Annotated in this window: 19 protein-coding genes and 2 tRNA genes; 13 read left to right on the forward strand and 8 right to left on the reverse strand. The window is 62.4% G+C overall.

Annotated features, from left to right (window positions below):
* The first annotated feature begins 61 nt into the window (after positions 1–61).
* Complete coding sequence (locus tag JHX87_RS16980) at positions 62–313, forward strand: DUF2312 domain-containing protein (protein ID WP_271883608.1); 252 nt, start codon at positions 62–64, stop codon at positions 311–313.
* A 60-nt stretch (positions 314–373) separates the two neighbouring features.
* On the opposite strand, the gene JHX87_RS16985 is transcribed toward JHX87_RS16980, so the two are convergent.
* A complete protein-coding gene (locus JHX87_RS16985; protein ID WP_271883607.1) occupies positions 374–1,267 on the reverse strand; it encodes a hypothetical protein in 894 nt (297 codons plus the stop codon).
* Between the two features lie 151 nt (positions 1,268–1,418).
* Here JHX87_RS16985 and JHX87_RS16990 point away from each other — a divergent pair.
* Positions 1,419–1,494, forward strand: a tRNA-Thr gene (locus tag JHX87_RS16990).
* Between the two features lie 239 nt (positions 1,495–1,733).
* Here the strand turns inward: JHX87_RS16990 and JHX87_RS16995 are convergent.
* Both JHX87_RS16995 and JHX87_RS17000 read right to left on the reverse strand, forming a co-directional pair.
* Complete coding sequence (locus JHX87_RS16995) at positions 1,734–2,378, reverse strand: NADPH-dependent F420 reductase (RefSeq protein ID WP_271883606.1); 645 nt, start codon at positions 2,376–2,378, stop codon at positions 1,734–1,736.
* An 11-nt stretch (positions 2,379–2,389) separates the two neighbouring features.
* Complete coding sequence (locus JHX87_RS17000) at positions 2,390–3,451, reverse strand: LLM class flavin-dependent oxidoreductase (protein ID WP_271883605.1); 1,062 nt, start codon at positions 3,449–3,451, stop codon at positions 2,390–2,392.
* A gap of 111 nt (positions 3,452–3,562) precedes the next feature.
* On the opposite strand from JHX87_RS17000, the gene JHX87_RS17005 reads away from it, so the two are divergent.
* Positions 3,563–3,937, forward strand: a complete 375-nt coding sequence (locus tag JHX87_RS17005) for a winged helix-turn-helix transcriptional regulator (RefSeq protein WP_271883604.1) — start codon at positions 3,563–3,565, stop codon at positions 3,935–3,937.
* A gap of 3 nt (positions 3,938–3,940) precedes the next feature.
* Here JHX87_RS17005 and JHX87_RS17010 read toward each other — a convergent pair whose 3' ends face one another.
* The 4 genes from JHX87_RS17010 to JHX87_RS17025 all read right to left on the reverse strand — a co-directional run bounded on the left by JHX87_RS17010 (position 3,941) and on the right by JHX87_RS17025 (position 6,907).
* Positions 3,941–4,240: a GNAT family N-acetyltransferase gene (locus tag JHX87_RS17010; RefSeq protein WP_271883603.1), complete on the reverse strand. Its 300-nt coding sequence runs from the start codon at positions 4,238–4,240 to the stop codon at positions 3,941–3,943.
* Complete coding sequence (locus tag JHX87_RS17015; RefSeq protein WP_271883602.1) at positions 4,237–5,325, reverse strand: NAD(P)-binding domain-containing protein; 1,089 nt, start codon at positions 5,323–5,325, stop codon at positions 4,237–4,239. The genes JHX87_RS17010 and JHX87_RS17015 overlap by 4 nt, the downstream gene beginning before the upstream one ends.
* On the reverse strand, positions 5,322–6,359 hold the full coding sequence (gene speB, locus JHX87_RS17020) for an agmatinase (protein ID WP_271883601.1): 1,038 nt from the start codon (positions 6,357–6,359) through the stop codon (positions 5,322–5,324). The genes JHX87_RS17015 and speB overlap by 4 nt, the downstream gene beginning before the upstream one ends.
* An 83-nt stretch (positions 6,360–6,442) precedes the next feature.
* Entirely contained in the window at positions 6,443–6,907 is a 465-nt protein-coding gene (locus JHX87_RS17025) for a MarR family winged helix-turn-helix transcriptional regulator (protein WP_271883600.1), read from the reverse strand.
* A gap of 231 nt (positions 6,908–7,138) precedes the next feature.
* Here JHX87_RS17025 and ectA point away from each other — a divergent pair, with 231 nt between their 5' ends.
* The 5 genes from ectA (at position 7,139) to JHX87_RS17050 (ending at position 12,025) form a co-directional block, all read left to right on the forward strand.
* On the forward strand, positions 7,139–7,660 hold the full coding sequence (gene ectA, locus JHX87_RS17030) for a diaminobutyrate acetyltransferase (RefSeq protein ID WP_271883599.1): 522 nt from the start codon (positions 7,139–7,141) through the stop codon (positions 7,658–7,660).
* A gap of 47 nt (positions 7,661–7,707) precedes the next feature.
* On the forward strand, positions 7,708–8,997 hold the full coding sequence (gene ectB / locus JHX87_RS17035) for a diaminobutyrate--2-oxoglutarate transaminase (RefSeq protein WP_271883598.1): 1,290 nt from the start codon (positions 7,708–7,710) through the stop codon (positions 8,995–8,997).
* Positions 8,998–9,002: 5 nt separating this feature from the next.
* Entirely contained in the window at positions 9,003–9,398 is a 396-nt protein-coding gene (locus JHX87_RS17040; protein WP_271883597.1) for an ectoine synthase, read from the forward strand.
* A 107-nt stretch (positions 9,399–9,505) separates the two neighbouring features.
* Positions 9,506–10,891 carry an aspartate kinase gene (locus tag JHX87_RS17045; RefSeq protein ID WP_272833942.1) on the forward strand — a complete coding sequence of 462 codons (1,386 nt, stop codon included), beginning with the start codon at positions 9,506–9,508 and terminating at the stop codon, positions 10,889–10,891.
* A gap of 357 nt (positions 10,892–11,248) precedes the next feature.
* Positions 11,249–12,025 (forward strand): hypothetical protein, encoded by a 777-nt coding sequence (locus JHX87_RS17050; protein WP_271883595.1) that lies wholly within the window; start codon positions 11,249–11,251, stop codon positions 12,023–12,025.
* Between the two features lie 112 nt (positions 12,026–12,137).
* Here the strand turns inward: JHX87_RS17050 and JHX87_RS17055 are convergent.
* Positions 12,138–12,212: transfer RNA gene (locus JHX87_RS17055), tRNA-Thr, on the reverse strand.
* Positions 12,213–12,347: 135 nt separating this feature from the next.
* On the opposite strand from JHX87_RS17055, the gene JHX87_RS17060 reads away from it, so the two are divergent.
* From JHX87_RS17060 to hisD, 5 genes are all read left to right on the forward strand, one after another.
* Positions 12,348–12,515 (forward strand): hypothetical protein, encoded by a 168-nt coding sequence (locus tag JHX87_RS17060; RefSeq protein ID WP_271883594.1) that lies wholly within the window; start codon positions 12,348–12,350, stop codon positions 12,513–12,515.
* Complete coding sequence (gene murA / locus JHX87_RS17065; RefSeq protein ID WP_271883593.1) at positions 12,515–13,786, forward strand: UDP-N-acetylglucosamine 1-carboxyvinyltransferase; 1,272 nt, start codon at positions 12,515–12,517, stop codon at positions 13,784–13,786. The genes JHX87_RS17060 and murA overlap by 1 nt, the downstream gene beginning before the upstream one ends.
* A 3-nt stretch (positions 13,787–13,789) precedes the next feature.
* The gene (locus JHX87_RS17070; RefSeq protein WP_271883592.1) at positions 13,790–14,266 is read left to right on the forward strand and encodes a DUF2948 family protein; all 477 of its coding nucleotides are present in this window, start codon (positions 13,790–13,792) and stop codon (positions 14,264–14,266) included.
* Positions 14,267–14,269: 3 nt separating this feature from the next.
* The gene (locus JHX87_RS17075; RefSeq protein WP_271883591.1) at positions 14,270–14,767 is read left to right on the forward strand and encodes a GNAT family N-acetyltransferase; all 498 of its coding nucleotides are present in this window, start codon (positions 14,270–14,272) and stop codon (positions 14,765–14,767) included.
* A gap of 81 nt (positions 14,768–14,848) precedes the next feature.
* Positions 14,849–16,159: a histidinol dehydrogenase gene (gene hisD / locus JHX87_RS17080; protein WP_271883590.1), complete on the forward strand. Its 1,311-nt coding sequence runs from the start codon at positions 14,849–14,851 to the stop codon at positions 16,157–16,159.

Below are 16,159 nucleotides of genomic sequence, written 5' to 3' on the forward strand. Positions count from 1 at the left end.
CCTAACAGTCTGCGTCAGATATCGGGCAGCCCGGACCCGCCGAACAAAGGAAAGAAACGCAATGCAGGACGATCACGCTTATGGCGTTGCCGCCGACGAACTGCGTCAGTTCATCGAGCAATTCGAACAGCTTGAAGCCGAGAAAAAGGACATTGCCGAGCGCCAGAAAGAGGTGATGGCCGAAGCCAAGGCCCGCGGCTATGACACCAAGGTGATGAAAAAGATCGTCGCCCTGCGCAAGCGCGACCGCGACGATGTGGCCGAGGAAGAGGCCATTCTGGAAATGTACAAGACCGCCCTTGGCATGGGGTAAGCGCGTCCGGGGCGGCAGGGGCGGCATGGCCCGCCCTGTCGCCCCTTCGCCTTGTTCGGCCTATTCGAGGGTCGAACTGGTGGGCAGGATAAACTCGACCCCCGGCAGAACCGCGATTTCCCCGACATCGGCGCGGTAATTGCGGGTCATTTCATCGACGATTTCCTGCGTCCAGCCGGGCAGATCGATCTGCATCTCGACCCCTTCGGGACGGACATGCTCGGTCAGGATCTGCGAACTGATCATGCGGCGCTGCGCAATCGTCAGGTGATCGCGGTCGCCGATTTCGGCTTTCAGCCGGGCATTGCCCTCATCCGTCAGCAGTTCCTGCAGATAGGTCATCCCGCCCACCAGCGGCGCGTCTGACGGCATATCGGCCATCAGGCGCACGATTTCCGGCCAGATCAGCGGCACATCCTCGTGGCACCAGATCACGATCCGGCGGCCATGCGCCGCGCTGACCAGACGCCGGATCGCGTCGCTCCAGCGCAGGTCCAGCGGGTGCCGCCCCTGCATCAGCGTGTGATAGTTGCCGCCGGCGAAAAGCGGCAGGATGTCGGGGATCAGCGTCGCAGGGTTGCGGATGGCGACGAAAAACTCGGTCTCGGCCTCGGGGAACAGATTGGCCAGGGCGGCGCAGCGCAGGCCGATCTGGGTATACAGCCCCTCCTTGCTGACCGCGCGGCCCGTCGCCCCCATGAAGGTCGGAGAGGAAAACATCACGCGCTGCGGGTCTTCGGTCTCCAGAATCGCGTCCAGCATGATCTGCACCATGGCCGGCGTCGCCTGCCCCCCATTCAGCGACATCAGCGCATCTTCGAACAGCCCGCGATGATGTTGCGGTGTGATCACCTCGGTCCGGTGGTTCAGCAGCCAGTTGCGATTCCTCAGCAGGGTTTTCAGCAGTCGGTCGCCATCGGTGCCATGCACCCCAACGTGAAAGACCATCTGCATGTGCCGCCCCTTCTGCCTTCTTACCGATCCCTGACGGGTCGGGGCAGATTAGCGGCCGAACGGGCGCAGTCAATTTGCTTTCCCCGACGTTTTTTCCCATATCAGGCAGATCTTGCGCCCTGGCCCGCCCTCGTGATAACAGGCGGGCACTGCCGTCATAGCTCAGTTGGTAGAGCGTCTGATTTGTAATCAGGGGGTCCGGGGTTCAAGTCCTCGTGGCGGCACCACTTCACAAAATGGTTTATATTCCCTATTTAACGGCTTGATAAGGCTTGGGAAAATTGCGCCGTAGTTGCGGGGTGGCGGGCGTTTGCAGTCGAAACCCGCCGGTTGGTTCGGTCGGCCGCCAACGCAGGAGATTGCCGGAAATCTGCACGCCGGATCAAAAATGTCGGGCAAGATTTAGTCAAGTTTTCAAGGTTATGCAGGCACCGGGCCGCAGGCTGGCCCGGTGCTTTTGGTCATGTCAGGCGGCTTCGGGAATCCGCAATGCGGACTTCAGCTCTGTGCGTTTCAGCCCGGCGCCAAAGACCGGCGTGCCGATCGCAAAGCCGCGCGCCGAGGCGAGCGGTCCGGTCTCGACCGGATCAAATCCCAGCCGGTCGATGAATCCGGCCACGGCCTTGCGCGCCGCCGGGTCGTCCCCGGCAAGGGCCATGCCGCGACGATCCGGATCCCCCGCAGGGCGCGCGTCGCCGTCGATCTCGTGATAGCCCATATGGTTGAAGCTGCGCACAAGGCGCGCCCCGTCCAGATAGTCGGCCACCACTTCGCTGCTGCTGGGCGCGCCTTCGAATTCAGGCAGGGTGCCATCCGTCGGTGCCCAGTAATTCATCGCATCGATGACGATCTTGCCGCGCAGCGCGCCCGCCGGCAGGCTGCGATATTTCGACAAGGGCAGCGCCAGCACGATGATGTCGCTTTCGGCGATGACCTGATCCGCATCGGCCGCAACGGCACCCGATGCCGTGAATTGCAGCACCAGCGCGATATCGGCGGCGGGCCGGGACGAGGCGACGCGCACCTCATACCCGGCGGCCAGGGCACGGCGGGCAATCGCCGTGCCGACGCGGCCTGCGCCAAGGATGCCGATCACTTTGGGGTCGGACATATTGCTCTCCTTCATTCAACGTCGGCCGTTGCCGGGGCCTTCTCGGCCAGCGCGGCATCGACAAGCGGTTTCACCCTTGTTCCCAGCAACTCGATCGAGCGCAGGAAATCCTTTTGCCCCAACTGACCCAGATCCATCTGGAAGAAGTGGCGGTCATGCTGCATCACCCGGTGCAGATCCAGAATACGGTCGGCGATCTCTTCGGGCGAGCCGACGAACAGCGCGCCCTTGCCATTGGCATCGCGGTCATATCCGGCGCGTTGCGGGGCCGGGAAGCCGCGGATCTCGCCAAGGGCGCGGAACGCCTCGTGATAGTGGTTCCACCACAGATCTTTCGCGGCCTTCGCATCCTCGCCGACAAAGCCCGGGCTGGCGACGGAAACGCGGGTATCCGCGCCCGGCACCTTCACCTGCGCCACCGCCTGACGATAAAGCTGTGCCAGCGGGCCAAAGCGTTCGGCCTCTCCGCCGATGATGGCGTAGCTGACCGGCAGACCGGCAATCGCGGCGCGAACCGAGGAATTGGGGTTCCCGCCCGTCGCAAGCCAGATCGGCAGCGTGCCATTTTCGGGACGCGGCACGACCAGCGCCTTGTCCAGCGAGGGGCGGAAGCGACCTTCCCACGTCACCTCTTCGCTGTCATTCAGACGAAGCAGCAGGTCCAGCTTTTCGGCATAGAGATCGTCGTAATCGTTCAGGCTATGCCCGAACAGCGGAAAGCTCTCGGTCGAGGAACCCCGGCCAGCGGTTATTTCGGCGCGACCGTTCGACAGCGCGTCCAGCGTGGCGAATTGCTGAAACACGCGCACCGGATCATCCGTTGACAGCACCGTCACGGCGCTGCCCAGCGTGATGTTTCTGGTGGTGGACGCCGCCGCCCCAAGGATCACCGTCGCCGCCGAAGCAGGCATTTCGCGCGTGTGATGTTCGCCGATGCCGAAATAATCCAGACCGACCTCATCAGCCAGCTGGATCGCCTCCAGCAGGTTGCGCTGCGCCTGGGCGGTGCTGCCCAATTCGCCGGTTTTCGGATCGCGCTGGACGTCGCCAAAGCTGTAAACACCCAATTCCATTGTCTTCCCTCCGTTCGTCAGCGGTCAGATTATTTTCTGCGATCCGCTGGTATAAATTCGTAACCTGCACCTATATTGATACTGATTTTGCGCGAACAAGAAGGCACATCCATGATACCGCCCCAGTCAGATCAGAGCCTGCTGAGCAATTGCGACGCTGTTCGCCCCATTCTTGTGCGGATCGGGGATAAGTGGTCCGTGCTGATCGTGATGGCGCTGCGCGACGGGCCGCGCCGCTTCAATCAGATCCGCCGGGATATCGGCTCGATCTCGCAACGGATGCTGACGCTGACCCTGCGCGGGATGGAGCGGGACGGCCTGGTCTCGCGCAAGGTTTATCCGACGACGCCGCCGCGCGTGGAATATGCGCTGACCGATCTGGGCCAGTCGCTGCGCGGCCCGGTCGAGGCGCTTGGCGGCTGGGCCATCGCGCATGAGCCGCAGATCGTCGCGGCGCAGGCGCGCTATGATGCGGAAAACGGATAGGCGTCAGCCGACCACGATATCGTCATAGTCGCGGTGGCTGGCGTAGAAGCGGCCCATGAAGCTGCATTTCAGCACCGCCTTGCGCCCCGAGGCGCGGATCAGATCGAAGGTTCCCGTGGCCAGCCGCGTGCCGATGCCCTGACCGGAATATTCAAAGGGCACCTCGGTATGGGTCATCACGAGATTGCCGTTCTCGTCGATCCGGTAATAGGCGGCGGCGATGTCGTCATCCTTCAGCGCCAGTTCGAAACGGTTCTGATCGGCGTTTTCGACGACCCCGGTGTCATTCTTCTGCGTGGTCATGTTTTTCCAATCCCCAGATGCCGGGTCAATTCGCGCGCCGCCGCGCCGCCCGCACGGTTCGCCCCGATGGTCGAGGCAGAGGGGCCGTAGCCCACCAGATGCACCCGCGGGTCGCGCGCGACCTGAGTGGCCAGCCGGCCGGTCATGGTGATGCCGCCATTTTCCTCTCGCAATTGCAGGGGCGCCAGATGGTCCAATGCGCTGCGAAAGCCGGTCGCCCAGATGATCACATCCGCTGCAGCTTCGGTGCCATCGGGCCAGCGGATGCCTGTCGCCGTGATCTCGGAAAACATCGGTCGGCGGTTCAGGACGCCGCGCGCCTCCATCGCCTCGATGGCGGGGCTGCGCGGGATGCCGGTGACGGACACGACCGAACGCGGTGCAAGGCCCTGTCGAACGCGCTGTTCCACCTTGGCGACGGCGGCGCGTCCCAGATCGGGGCCGAAGGCGGGATCGACGAATTCCGGCGGCCTGCGCGTGACCCAGATCGTGTCGGCCAGATGAGAGACCTCATCAAGGATCTGCAGCGCCGAGATGCCTGCACCCACGATCACGACCCGCTTGCCCATGAATTCATCGGCGGTCTGGTAATCATGGGTGTGCAATTGCCGCCCCTGAAACAGCTCTCGTCCGGGATAATAGGGGATCTGCGGTGCATCCCAAGTGCCGGTGGCATTGATGATGCCGCGCGCGGAAAAGGTTTCGTGATCGGTTTCGACCCGCAACCGTTCGCCACGATTACAGACCAGCCGCGTGGTCACCGGGCGATAGATCGGCAGGTGGAAGCGGTCTTCATAGGCCTTGAAATAGGCAGGCACGGCCTTGGCCGCGCGTACCTCGGTCTGGCCGGGGTCCAGCACCTCGGCGAAGCCCATTCCGGGCAGGTCATGCAAACGGTTGACGGTTTTCATGGTCAGCGAGGGCCAGCGGTATTGCCAGGCTCCGCCCGGTTGGGGCGATTTGTCCAGAACCAGAAAGCCGCGCCCGCCGGTCAGCCCCAGCTTTTGCAGGTGATAAGCCGCCGACAGCCCGGCCTGACCGCCGCCAATCACCAGAATGTCGATCTTGTAGGCAAGGTTGCTCATGCCGGGCGGCCAAGCGCGGGGCTGAAGTTCAGCAGGCACAGGATTTCGAACAGAACCTGCGCGGCGATCCGGGCGGTGGCGTCATTGCTGTCATATTGCGGGGCGACCTCGACCACATCGCCGCCAATAAGGTTCACCCCTTTCAGGCCACGCAGAATCTGCAGCACCTCTCGCGGGGTCAGCCCGCCCACCTCTGGCGTGCCGGTGCCGGGGGCAAGGGCCGGGTCCACCGCGTCGATGTCAAAGGACAGATAGGTGGGGCCAGTGCCGACGATCTCTCTGGCGCGGGCGATGACGGCGGGGATGCCCATTTCGTCGATCTCTTCGGCATGGATCACCGTCATGCCCGAGGCATAGGAAAACTCCCACAGAAATTCGGCCGAGCCGCGAATGCCGATCTGGATCACCCGTTCCGGGTCCAGCACGCCGTCCAGCACGGCATTGCGCATCGGTCCGCCGTGGTGAAACTTCACGCCCTCGGCGATGCCGCTGGTGTCGCAATGGGCGTCGATATGGATCAGGCCCACGGGCCGGTCGCGCCCGATGGCGCGCAGGATCGGATGGGTCAGCGAGTGATCGCCGCCGACCGACAGAGGCAGGGCGCCTGCCTGCAGGATGGCGTCGATATGCGCCTCGATATCGCGGTGGCTTTGGTTCAGGTCGTAGCGGCTGGTAAAGACGCAGTCGCCGATATCGGCCACGGCCAGATCATGCAGGGGCAGGCAATCGAGGACGTGGTTATAGGGGCCGATCCGCTCGATCATGCGCATGGCGCGCGGGCCGAAGCGTGTGCCTGCGCGGTTGGACACGGCCAGATCCATCGGAATGCCGCTGAGCGCGACCTGCAGGCCGGTGGCGTCATTGCGATGCGGCGCGCCCAGAAGCGTGGGCATGCCCGCCCAGGGCAAGGCGCGCCTGCCGCCCTGAAACAGCCGGTCGCCGATGCGTGCAAATCGCGGATCGTGGAATTTGCCGCTGTTTTCGCCGTCAAACTGCTGGCGCAGCTTTTCCAGCTTATCCTGATCAAAGGTCATTGCGCGCTCCTGCCGGGTAAGGCCCCTTGTCCGGGCAGGATGGCACCGTCCCCGGGCAAACGGAAGTACGGTGCCCGCGCCGGCTAAAGTTCGCCGGGATACAGCACCGCGCCGGTATCCGCATCGCTTCCGTCCAGCATGGTCGCGACGCGTTCCAGCACGGCGACGATCATCGCCTGTTCCCAATCCTGCAGCGAATCGAAATCGCGGGCAAAGCGTTGTTGCAGCGCATCGGGCGCGCGTTCCAGCGCGTCGCGGCCATGATCGGTCAGCACGATCAGCGTCTGCCGACGATCCGTCCGGCTTTGTTCCCGGCTGACATGGCCCGCGCGTTCCAGCTTGTCGATGATGGCCGTGACCGTGGCCGGCGCCACATGCATCCGCTTGGCAATCGCGCCGCCGGTGCTGCTGCCGGTTTCGGCCACGATCTGAACGACGCGCAACTGAACGGGCGTCATGCCGGCCGATTGGGCCAGCTCTTTGCTATGGGCCTCGGATGCGCGCAGGATCCTGCGCAGCGCGATAAGACAAACGTCGATACGGTCCAATACATTCTCCAGACGGGGTCCTGTACTATTCGGGATTCCGTCCTTGCGGTCAATCTGCGCGGAATTTCGCTTCATTATGTGAATAATTTGTAACGATAACGGATCAGCAATCATTGGCCAGAATCTGTGCTATAGGCGGATTTTTGGCAAAATAACGATGCTGCGGTTGCGAAATGGCCAATCCATGATATTTAGTGTCACGAAATAAACGAGAGCTGAGATATGAGAGACATGGTCGAGTCCGACGGCCTGCAGGACGTGGTGTTCGAAAAGCCCAGTGCCGAAGATGGCAGCGATATCTGGGCGCTGATCCGGGCCTGCGCGCCGCTGGATGAAAACAGCATGTATTGCAATCTGATCCAATGCGACCATTTCGCCGACACCTGCATTCTGGCGCGCCGCGGTGATGCGCTGGTCGGCTGGATCTCGGGCTATGTGCTGCCCGATGCGCCCGATACGCTGTTCGTCTGGCAGGTTGCCGTCTCGCCCGAGGCGCGCGGTCTGGGCCTTGGCGGCAGGATGCTGGATCAGCTTCTGTCGCGCGACGATCTGGCTGCGGTCCGAAAGCTGCAGACGACCATCACGCGCGACAATGGCGCAAGCTGGGGGCTGTTCCGCAGTCTGGCTGAACGCCACGGCGGGGCGCTGAGCGATGAGCCCCATTTCAGAAAGGACGACCATTTCGACGGCGCCCATGCCACCGAACATCTGGTCACGATCCGCTTCCCCGCGTCGGTGACACGTGCGGCCTGACCGGCCCCGACCGACGCCTGACACCCATTCAAATTCCGAGGTCCCCCATGCCCACCGCAAAGACGGCTGACACCGATATTTTCAAGCGCCGCGAATCCGAGGCGCGTTCCTATTGCCGCAGTTTTCCGACGGTCTTTACCAAGGCCAGCGGATCGTTGATGACCGATGAGGCCGGGCGCGATTACATCGACTTTCTGGCGGGCTGTTCGTCGCTGAATTACGGCCATAACGACCCCGACATGAAGGCTGCGCTGATCGATCACATCGCGGCTGACGGCATCGCTCATGGGCTGGATATGTATACCACCCAGAAGGCCGCATTCCTGAACGCCTTCGAGCGGCTGATCCTGAAACCGCGCGGCATGGATTACAAGGTGATGATGACCGGCCCGACCGGCACCAATGCGGTCGAGGCTGCAATCAAGCTGGCCCGCAAGGTCACCGGTCGGCGCAATATCGTGGCCTTCACCAATGCCTTCCACGGCATGACCATGGGCAGCCTGGCGCTGACCGGCAATTCAGGCAAGCGAGAGGGCGCGGGCGGCGGCAGTCTGGCCGACGTCACCCATATGCCCTTCGAAAATGCCATGGATGACAAGGACACGCTGGAATATATCGAATGGGTTCTGGAAAACCCGTCCAGCGGCATGGATGACCCGGCCGCCTTCATCGTCGAACCCGTGCAGGGCGAGGGCGGTCTGAACGCCGCCAGCAAGGAATGGCTGCAGGGCATCCAGCGTCTGGCGCGCAAACATGGGGCGCTGTTCATCATCGACGACATTCAGGCCGGGATCGGCCGCACGGGCACCTATTTCTCGACCGAGGAATTCGGGCTTGATCCGGATATGATCACGCAGGCGAAATCCTTCAGCGGCATGGGGCTGCCCTTTGCTGCGCTGCTGATCAAGCCGCAGCATGACATCTGGAAGCCAGCCGAACATAACGGCACCTTCCGCGGCAACACCCATGCCTTCGTCACCGCGCGTGTCGCGCTTGAGAAATTCTGGGCCGATGACGCCTTCCAGAAAGAGGTGCAGCGCAAATCCGCAATCCTGCGTCAGCGGTTGGAACAGATCGCGGCGCTGCTGCCGGGGGCCACGCTGAAAGGCCGGGGCATGATGCGCGGCATCGATGTCGGCAGCGGCGATCTGGCCGGCCGGATCTGCGCCACCTGTTTCGACAATGGGCTGATCATCGAAACCTCGGGCGCGCATGACGAGGTGGTCAAGGTGCTGGCCGCCCTGACGATCCCCGACGAGATTTTCACCAAGGGTCTGGACATCCTGCAGGACGCCGTGCGCGCCTGCGCAGGCAGCAACCAGATCGCAGCGGAGTAACAGACATGATCATTCGTGATTTCAACAAGCTGAAGAATACCGAACGCGATGTGCGCGACGCGCAATGGAGCTCGGTCCGCATGCTTCTGGCCGATGACAAGATGGGCTTTTCCTTCCACATCACCACGCTGGAAGCAGGGTCCGAACATACGTTCCATTACAAGAACCACTTCGAAAGCGTCTATTGCATGTCGGGCAAGGGCTCGATCACCGATCTGGCCACCGGTGAAACGCATCAGATCCATCCCGGCGTGATGTATGCGCTGAACCTGCATGACAAGCATATCCTGCGGGCCGAGGAAGAACTGGTCATGGCCTGCTGCTTCAACCCGCCCGTCACGGGCACCGAGGTGCATCAGGCCGACGGCTCTTATGCCGCGCCGCAGCAGGTCGATGCGTGATCTTGCAGACTGAAAAAGAGGCCCGGCCCGCGACAGGCGGCCGGGAAAGCACTTTGGCAGAACAAAGCTATCCCGAACATACGGTTGAAAAGATCGGCGGCACCTCGATGAGCCGCCTGAAGGAGTTGCGCGATACGCTGCTGATCGGGGACCGGACGGGGGCCGATCTTTACGGTCGCATCTTCGTCGTCTCGGCCTTTGGCGGGATCACCAACCTGCTGCTGGAACACAAGAAGACCGGAGAGCCGGGCGTCTATGCCAGCTTTGCCAACGCGTCGTCCGATCACGGCTGGCTGGAGGCGCTGGATCGCGTGTCCCAGGCCATGCGCGCGGCACATGCCGACATTCTGGAGCATTCGGCCGATCTGCTGCAGGCGGATGAATTCGTGCGCGAACGGATCGAGGGCGCGCGCTCTTGCCTCTTCGATCTGCAGCGGCTGTGCAGCTATGGCCATTTCCGGCTGTCGCGCCACATGATGGTGTTTCGCGAATTGCTGTCGGGTCTGGGCGAGGCGCATTCGGCCTATGTCACGGCGCTGCTGCTGGGCCGCGCCGGGGTCTCTGCCCGCTATGTCGATCTGACCGGCTGGCGGGATGAGCGCGAATTCACGCTGGAACAGCGGTTGCAGGTGGCGATGGAGGGTGTCGATCTGACATCCGAACTGCCGATCGTCACCGGCTATGCCCAATGCAATGAAGGGCTGATGGCGGAATTCGATCGCGGCTATTCCGAGGTCACGTTCTCGCGTCTGGCGCGGCTGACCGGCGCGAAAGAGGCGATCATCCATAAGGAGTTCCACCTTTCCTCTGCCGATCCGGGGCTGGTGGGCGTCGAGACGGTGCGCAAGCTGGGCCATATCAACTATGACGTGGCCGATCAGCTGGCCAATCTGGGGATGGAGGCGATCCATCCGCAGGCCGCCAAGACCCTGCGTCAGGCGCGGATCCCCCTGCGGGTCACGAATGCCTTCGATCCGGGCGATCCGGGCACGCTGATCGACGATGCGCCCGCAAAGGCCACCGGCGCCGAAATCGTCACCGGCCTGCCCGTCGTCGTGCTGGAGCTGTTCGAACAGGACATGGTCGGGGTCAAAGGCTATGACGCCGCAATTCTGGACGTTCTGGCGCGGCACAATGCCTTTATCGTGTCCAAAAATTCGAACGCGAATACGATCACGCATTTCCTTGCGACCTCGCTGAAGCGGGCAAGGCGCATCGAATCCGAACTTGCCGCGCTCTATCCATCGGCCAGCGTCACCGCGCGCTCAGGCGCGATCGCCTCGGCCATCGGGCGGGATCTGAAGGGACAACGGGTGCTGATGCGCGGCTTGCAGGCACTGGACAGCGCCGGCGTCGAGGTGCAGGCGGCGCAGAAATCCAGCCGTGCGGTGGACGTGCAATTCCTTCTGCATCCCGACGACCTGGACCGAGGGATCACGGCACTTCACGCCGAACTGATCGCAGAGGAAAACCGCACCAGCATCGCGGCCTGATCCCGACCGGAAAACCAAACGAAAACGGCGCCTCACATGGCGCCGTTTTTCATGCGCATCGTGAGTCTAAGTCAAGGCATCGGTGCTAATCTTGATTTGGCGATTGAAGTGGTGCTGTGCGATGGCCTTGATCTCGATGAATTGCCTTCTACTATTAGGATTATGGGATACTTCTATCCCCCCCTACCGATCAATGTATGGCCCTTGTAGGAAAACCAAACAGGAAGCAGCGATGCCGTTCATGCTGCCGATGGGCAACAAGCTTTTGGGGATCCGGTATATTGCAGGAACGGGGTTAGATGTGCATCTTACCGGATATCGGAACTTCTGGAATTTTCAGGGCGCATTGAGGGTTGTATGGTAGACTTTCCCCGACATCTTACTAAATATTTCAAATGGGAGGATAAAAAATATTTGAGTAACGGCTCGATACGATTTGGTAATACTGCTGAATATCGAGCTGCTGAAGACAGCATGAAGTTAGAGGCGCGTGGAGACAATAAGGAAGGTGTCCAGGAAAGATATAGTTTTCCTTGCCCAACTGAACCTTCTGAATTCCGCTCTCCGGATTACATAAATGCTCGAAATGCTTATTTTCGTGACGCCCCTTCGGGAGTCACTATGAGCAACAATTACCACACCTCATCGATCAATGCTTGGGTGTTTTGTGCGAGCATCGGTAACTATGATGAGAAACATCACAGAAGGATGATGGATGGCGACGAAAGCACGGGTTACAAGGGAAACCCTTCTCTCGATGGCTGGTGTGTTTTTGATACTCAAGCTCTTCTTACGGCGGTGTGGCAGGCGCTCCCTAGTCATGAAAAATTTTTCAGACACAATCCCTCTGCGCAAACAATATATTTCAGAGAGGTTGATTATTCTTGGGAGCCTAAGCCCTTCGCCAGCGCATTTGAGGAGGTTAGTGCTTTCTTTGCTCGCCCCCAGTTGCGTGACGATGAAGTGGTCAGGCAGCTAACTACGAAGAGACAGCATTTCTCAACCGAAAGAGAGTTCCGCATAATTGCTCGAATAGACGAGCGTTCCTCCCTGCCGGATCACGAACCTGCTCTAGTTGTTGCGAGTTCTGATATATGCAGATCAATAATTGGTTTTGGTCGTGTAAAACAATGAGCTTATTTCTCAGGCTGCTCCGCAGCACTTCTCGATTGCCCCGATGCACCGAAGAGCGGGACCACGGACCTTTGGCTGTGCAGCGCCTTATAAGCATCTACCAAAAAGGAAATGGTGCTGTGAGAGAGGATTGAACTCTCGACCTCTCCCTTACCAAGGGAGTGCTCTACCACTGAGCTACCACAGCGCCGGTGGAGGGGCGTTTAGACAAACATCGCGCGGCGCGCAAGGGGGTCTGCCAAATTTCACGCATTTCGCGGAAACAAGCCTCTCTTTTGCGGCATTGCTGGACTGTCGCGGCATCCGCGGCTAACAGGTTTGCATGAACAAACGATCCGATGACAGCAAGAAGCCGGAATCGCGCGAGGACAGGCTGCGCGCCGCGTTGCGCGCGAATCTGCAGCGTCGCAAGGCGCAGGCGCGTGCGCGGGCTGACAAGCCGGATCAGGATAATGGCGTGGGCAGCGACACAGGCGGAGACGACAGCTGATGGATCAGATCATCGTGGAAGGGAATGGCCCCCTGCAGGGCGAAATTCCGATTGCCGGGGCGAAAAACGCCTGCCTGACGCTGATGCCTGCGACGCTGTTGACCGATCAGCCGCTAACGCTGACCAATGCGCCGCGCCTGTCGGATATCCGCACCATGACCGCGCTGCTGCAAAGCCTGGGGGCCGAGGTCGCCTCGTTGCAAGAGGGGCAGGTACTGTCCATGTCCAGCCATGCGCTGACCAGCCAGCATGCGGATTACGAAATCGTGCGCAAGATGCGGGCCTCGATCCTGGTTCTGGGGCCGCTGCTGGCGCGTTTCGGACAGGCCGAGGTGTCGCTGCCCGGCGGCTGCGCTATTGGCGCGCGTCCGGTCGATCTGCATCTGCGCGCCTTCGAGGCCATGGGCGCCGATCTGGATCTGCGCGATGGCTATGTCCGCGCCACGGCGCCTGCCGGCGGTCTGCGGGGCGCGGTGGTCGATTTTCCGGTCGTGTCGGTCGGCGCTACCGAAAATGCGCTGATGGCCGCGGCGCTGGCCCGTGGCACAACGGTGCTGAACAATGCCGCGCGCGAGCCAGAGATCGTCGATCTGGCGCAATGCCTGCGTCGCATGGGCGCGCAGATCGAGGGCGAGGGGACCTCGACCATCACCATTCAGGGGGTCGATACGCTCAGCGGCGCGACCCATCCGGTCGTCACCGACCGGATCGAGCTGGGCACCTATATGCTGGCTCCGGCCATGTGCGGCGGAGAGGTCGAGTGTCTGGGCGGCCGGATCGATCTGCTGGCGGCCTTTTGCGAAAAGCTGGATGAGGCCGGGATCACTGTCGAGGAAACCGCCCGTGGGTTGAAGGTCAGCCGCAGGAATGGCGGCGTGAAGGCGGTGAATGTCCGGACCGAGCCCTTCCCCGGCTTCCCCACCGATCTGCAGGCGCAATTCATGGCGCTGATGTGCGTGGCCGAAGGCACCAGCGTTCTTGAGGAAACCATCTTCGAAAACCGCTTCATGCACGCGCCTGAACTGATCCGGATGGGCGCCCATATCGACGTCCATGGGGGGCACGCGACGGTCACGGGCGTTGAAAAGCTGCGCGGGGCGCCGGTCATGGCGACCGATCTGCGCGCCTCGGTCAGCCTGATTCTGGCCGGGATGGCCGCAGAGGGGCAGACCACCGTCAGCCGGGTCTATCATCTGGATCGCGGATATGAGCATGTTGTGCGCAAGCTGCGTGGCGTTGGTGCCCATATCGAACGTATCAAGGAGGAGTGAAGAATGGTCGAAGACGCCCGTTTCGCCGATGCCGATCCGCGCCCGCTGGCGCTGAAGGCCGAGGATCAGGACGATCTTCGGGTGATCTCGGCCTTGTTGCAGGATGCGATCCTGCCCGCGTCAGAGATTTCCTATGATGCGCGGGCGCGGCGTCTGGCGCTGCTGATCAACCGCTTTCGCTGGGAAGACGCGGATATGGCGCGGGCCGAGGGGCGGCCGTTCGAACGCGTGCAATCCGTGCTGGTGATCGGCGATGTGATGAAGCTGGTCAGCGACGGCGTCGATCGCGATGCCGATACCGTGCTGGAACTGCTGGCGATCAACTGGCAGCCCGGGCAGGATGGCACCGGCCGCCTGTCGCTGGAATTCGCAGGTGACGGGACGCTGGCGGCTGATGTCGAATGCATCAATCTGGACCTGCGCGACGTGACGCGGCCTTATCTGGCGGTGTCGGGCAAGGCGCCTTCGCATCCTGAATAACCCATGCTGGTCTGGCCGCTGGGACCGGATCGTGCGGCGGAATGGCGCGATATCCGGCTGACGGCCCTGCGTGATGCGCCCGACGCCTTTGATGCGACACTGGCCGACTGGCAGCATCGCCCCTTGGCCGATTTTGCGCAGCGGCTGGCCGACGTGCCGACATTTGCGGCAGGTGACAGGGTTGGCGCTCCGCTGGCCGTCGCATCATGGCTGGCCGGGCTGGATCCGCAGCATCCCCGGCGTGGCTGGCTGCTGGCCGTCTTTGCCCACCCGCAGGCGCGGGGCCGGGGCTATGCCGACGCGGCAATCCGCGCGGCCATGGCGGATGCATCGCGGTCGGGGGCAGACTCGATGGGCCTGAATGTCCGGGCGACGAACATCCCGGCGCAGCGCCTCTATCACCGGCTGGGCTTTCGCGCGGTTCAGGGGCTGCGGGTGACGAATGCGCATGGCCTGCCAGAGATCCAGATGATCCTGTCGCCGCTTTTGCCGCCGCAATGACCGCATCGCCTTGAGGCTGCCCGGCGCAGTCGCTAACAAGGCGTGACGCAGCCGTGACCGCTGCCATCTGCGAGGAAGATCATGCCCGTCAAGCTGAATAGCCGCGATGCCGATTTCGAAACCCGCTTTGTCGAGATGCTGTCGGCCAAGCGCGAGGATTCCGCCGATGTGAACGATGTGGTGGCCGGGATCATCGCGGATGTGCGGGCGCGTGGCGATGACGCGCTGTGCGAGTTGACGGCGAAATTCGACGGCATGGACCTCTCGGCCGATCAGATGCGCTTCAGCCCCGAGGAAATCGAGGCCGAGATTGCCAAGGTCGGGGCCGAGGATCGCGCGGCACTGGCGCTGGCGGCGGAACGGATCCGCGCCTATCACGCCCGCCAGATGCCCGAGGATGTCAGCTGGACGGATCCCGACGGGGCGACGCTGGGCTGGCGCTGGTCGGCCGTGTCGGCGGCCGGGCTTTACGTGCCGGGCGGGCAGGCGGCCTATCCCTCCAGCGTGCTGATGAATGCGATCCCCGCGCGCGTGGCGGGCGTGGATCGTCTGGTGATCTGCGTGCCAACGCCCAACGGCGTCGTCAATCCGCTGGTCCTGCTGGCCGCGCAGCTTGCCGGGGTCGAGGAAATTTACCGGATCGGCGGTGCGCAGGCGATTGCGGCCATGGCCTATGGCACCGACACGATCAGGCCGGTGGACAAGATCACCGGTCCCGGAAATGCCTATGTCGCCGCCGCCAAGCGACAGGTCTTTGGTCGCGTCGGCATCGACATGATTGCGGGCCCGTCCGAGGTGCTGGTGATTGCGGAAGGCGATCAGAACCCCGATTGGCTAGCCTGGGATCTGCTGGCACAGGCGGAGCATGATGCGGATGCGCAATCCATCCTGATCACCACCGACGAAGCGCTGGCCGATGCCGTGGCGGGGGCGGTGGATCGCATTCTGCCGGGCCTGCCGCGCGCCAAGATCGCCGGGGCAAGCTGGCGCGATTACGGCACGATCATCATTACCCGCGATCTGGAAGAGGCCGCCAACCTGTCGAACCGCGTGGCCCCCGAACATCTGGAGCTTTGCGTCGAGGACCCGCAGGCACTGGCCCCGCTGTGCCGCCACGCAGGGGCGATCTTCCTTGGCGCCTTCACGCCAGAAGCCGTGGGCGATTATGTCAGCGGACCGAACCATGTCTTGCCCACCGCCCGCTCGGCCCGGTTTTCGTCGGGCCTGTCGGTGCTGGATTTCATGAAGCGCACTACCATGGCGCAGCTGACCCCCGGCGCGCTGGCCGCCATCGGGCCTGCGGCGGAACGTCTGGCCCGTGCAGAAGGGTTGCAGGCGCATGGCGCCTCGGTCGCCGCGCGGCTGGCGGTGCTGAACGAAGAGGTCGGCTAG

The organism is Paracoccus fistulariae (genome assembly GCF_028553785.1).
Classification (GTDB): Bacteria; Pseudomonadota; Alphaproteobacteria; order Rhodobacterales; family Rhodobacteraceae; genus Paracoccus; species Paracoccus fistulariae.

Excerpts from the sequence above, each read along its gene's own strand:
- JHX87_RS16995 (WP_271883606.1), bottom strand. The coding sequence starts at position 2,378 with ATGTCCGACCCCAAAGTGATCGGCATCCTTGGCGCAGGCCGCGTCGGC.
- JHX87_RS17075 (WP_271883591.1), top strand. The coding sequence starts at position 14,270 with ATGCTGGTCTGGCCGCTGGGACCGGATCGTGCGGCGGAATGGCGCGAT.
- hisD (WP_271883590.1), top strand. The coding sequence starts at position 14,849 with ATGCCCGTCAAGCTGAATAGCCGCGATGCCGATTTCGAAACCCGCTTT.
- JHX87_RS17045 (WP_272833942.1), top strand. The coding sequence starts at position 9,506 with ATGAGCCGCCTGAAGGAGTTGCGCGATACGCTGCTGATCGGGGACCGG.
- JHX87_RS17015 (WP_271883602.1), bottom strand. The coding sequence starts at position 5,325 with ATGAGCAACCTTGCCTACAAGATCGACATTCTGGTGATTGGCGGCGGT.
- JHX87_RS17050 (WP_271883595.1), top strand. The coding sequence starts at position 11,249 with ATGGTAGACTTTCCCCGACATCTTACTAAATATTTCAAATGGGAGGAT.
- speB (WP_271883601.1), bottom strand. The coding sequence starts at position 6,359 with ATGACCTTTGATCAGGATAAGCTGGAAAAGCTGCGCCAGCAGTTTGAC.
- JHX87_RS17060 (WP_271883594.1), top strand. The coding sequence starts at position 12,348 with ATGAACAAACGATCCGATGACAGCAAGAAGCCGGAATCGCGCGAGGAC.
- ectA (WP_271883599.1), top strand. The coding sequence starts at position 7,139 with ATGGTCGAGTCCGACGGCCTGCAGGACGTGGTGTTCGAAAAGCCCAGT.
- JHX87_RS17000 (WP_271883605.1), bottom strand. The coding sequence starts at position 3,451 with ATGGAATTGGGTGTTTACAGCTTTGGCGACGTCCAGCGCGATCCGAAA.
- JHX87_RS17040 (WP_271883597.1), top strand. The coding sequence starts at position 9,003 with ATGATCATTCGTGATTTCAACAAGCTGAAGAATACCGAACGCGATGTG.
- JHX87_RS16980 (WP_271883608.1), top strand. The coding sequence starts at position 62 with ATGCAGGACGATCACGCTTATGGCGTTGCCGCCGACGAACTGCGTCAG.
- JHX87_RS17070 (WP_271883592.1), top strand. The coding sequence starts at position 13,790 with ATGGTCGAAGACGCCCGTTTCGCCGATGCCGATCCGCGCCCGCTGGCG.
- murA (WP_271883593.1), top strand. The coding sequence starts at position 12,515 with ATGGATCAGATCATCGTGGAAGGGAATGGCCCCCTGCAGGGCGAAATT.
- JHX87_RS16985 (WP_271883607.1), bottom strand. The coding sequence starts at position 1,267 with ATGCAGATGGTCTTTCACGTTGGGGTGCATGGCACCGATGGCGACCGA.
- ectB (WP_271883598.1), top strand. The coding sequence starts at position 7,708 with ATGCCCACCGCAAAGACGGCTGACACCGATATTTTCAAGCGCCGCGAA.
- JHX87_RS17005 (WP_271883604.1), top strand. The coding sequence starts at position 3,563 with ATGATACCGCCCCAGTCAGATCAGAGCCTGCTGAGCAATTGCGACGCT.
- JHX87_RS17010 (WP_271883603.1), bottom strand. The coding sequence starts at position 4,240 with ATGACCACGCAGAAGAATGACACCGGGGTCGTCGAAAACGCCGATCAG.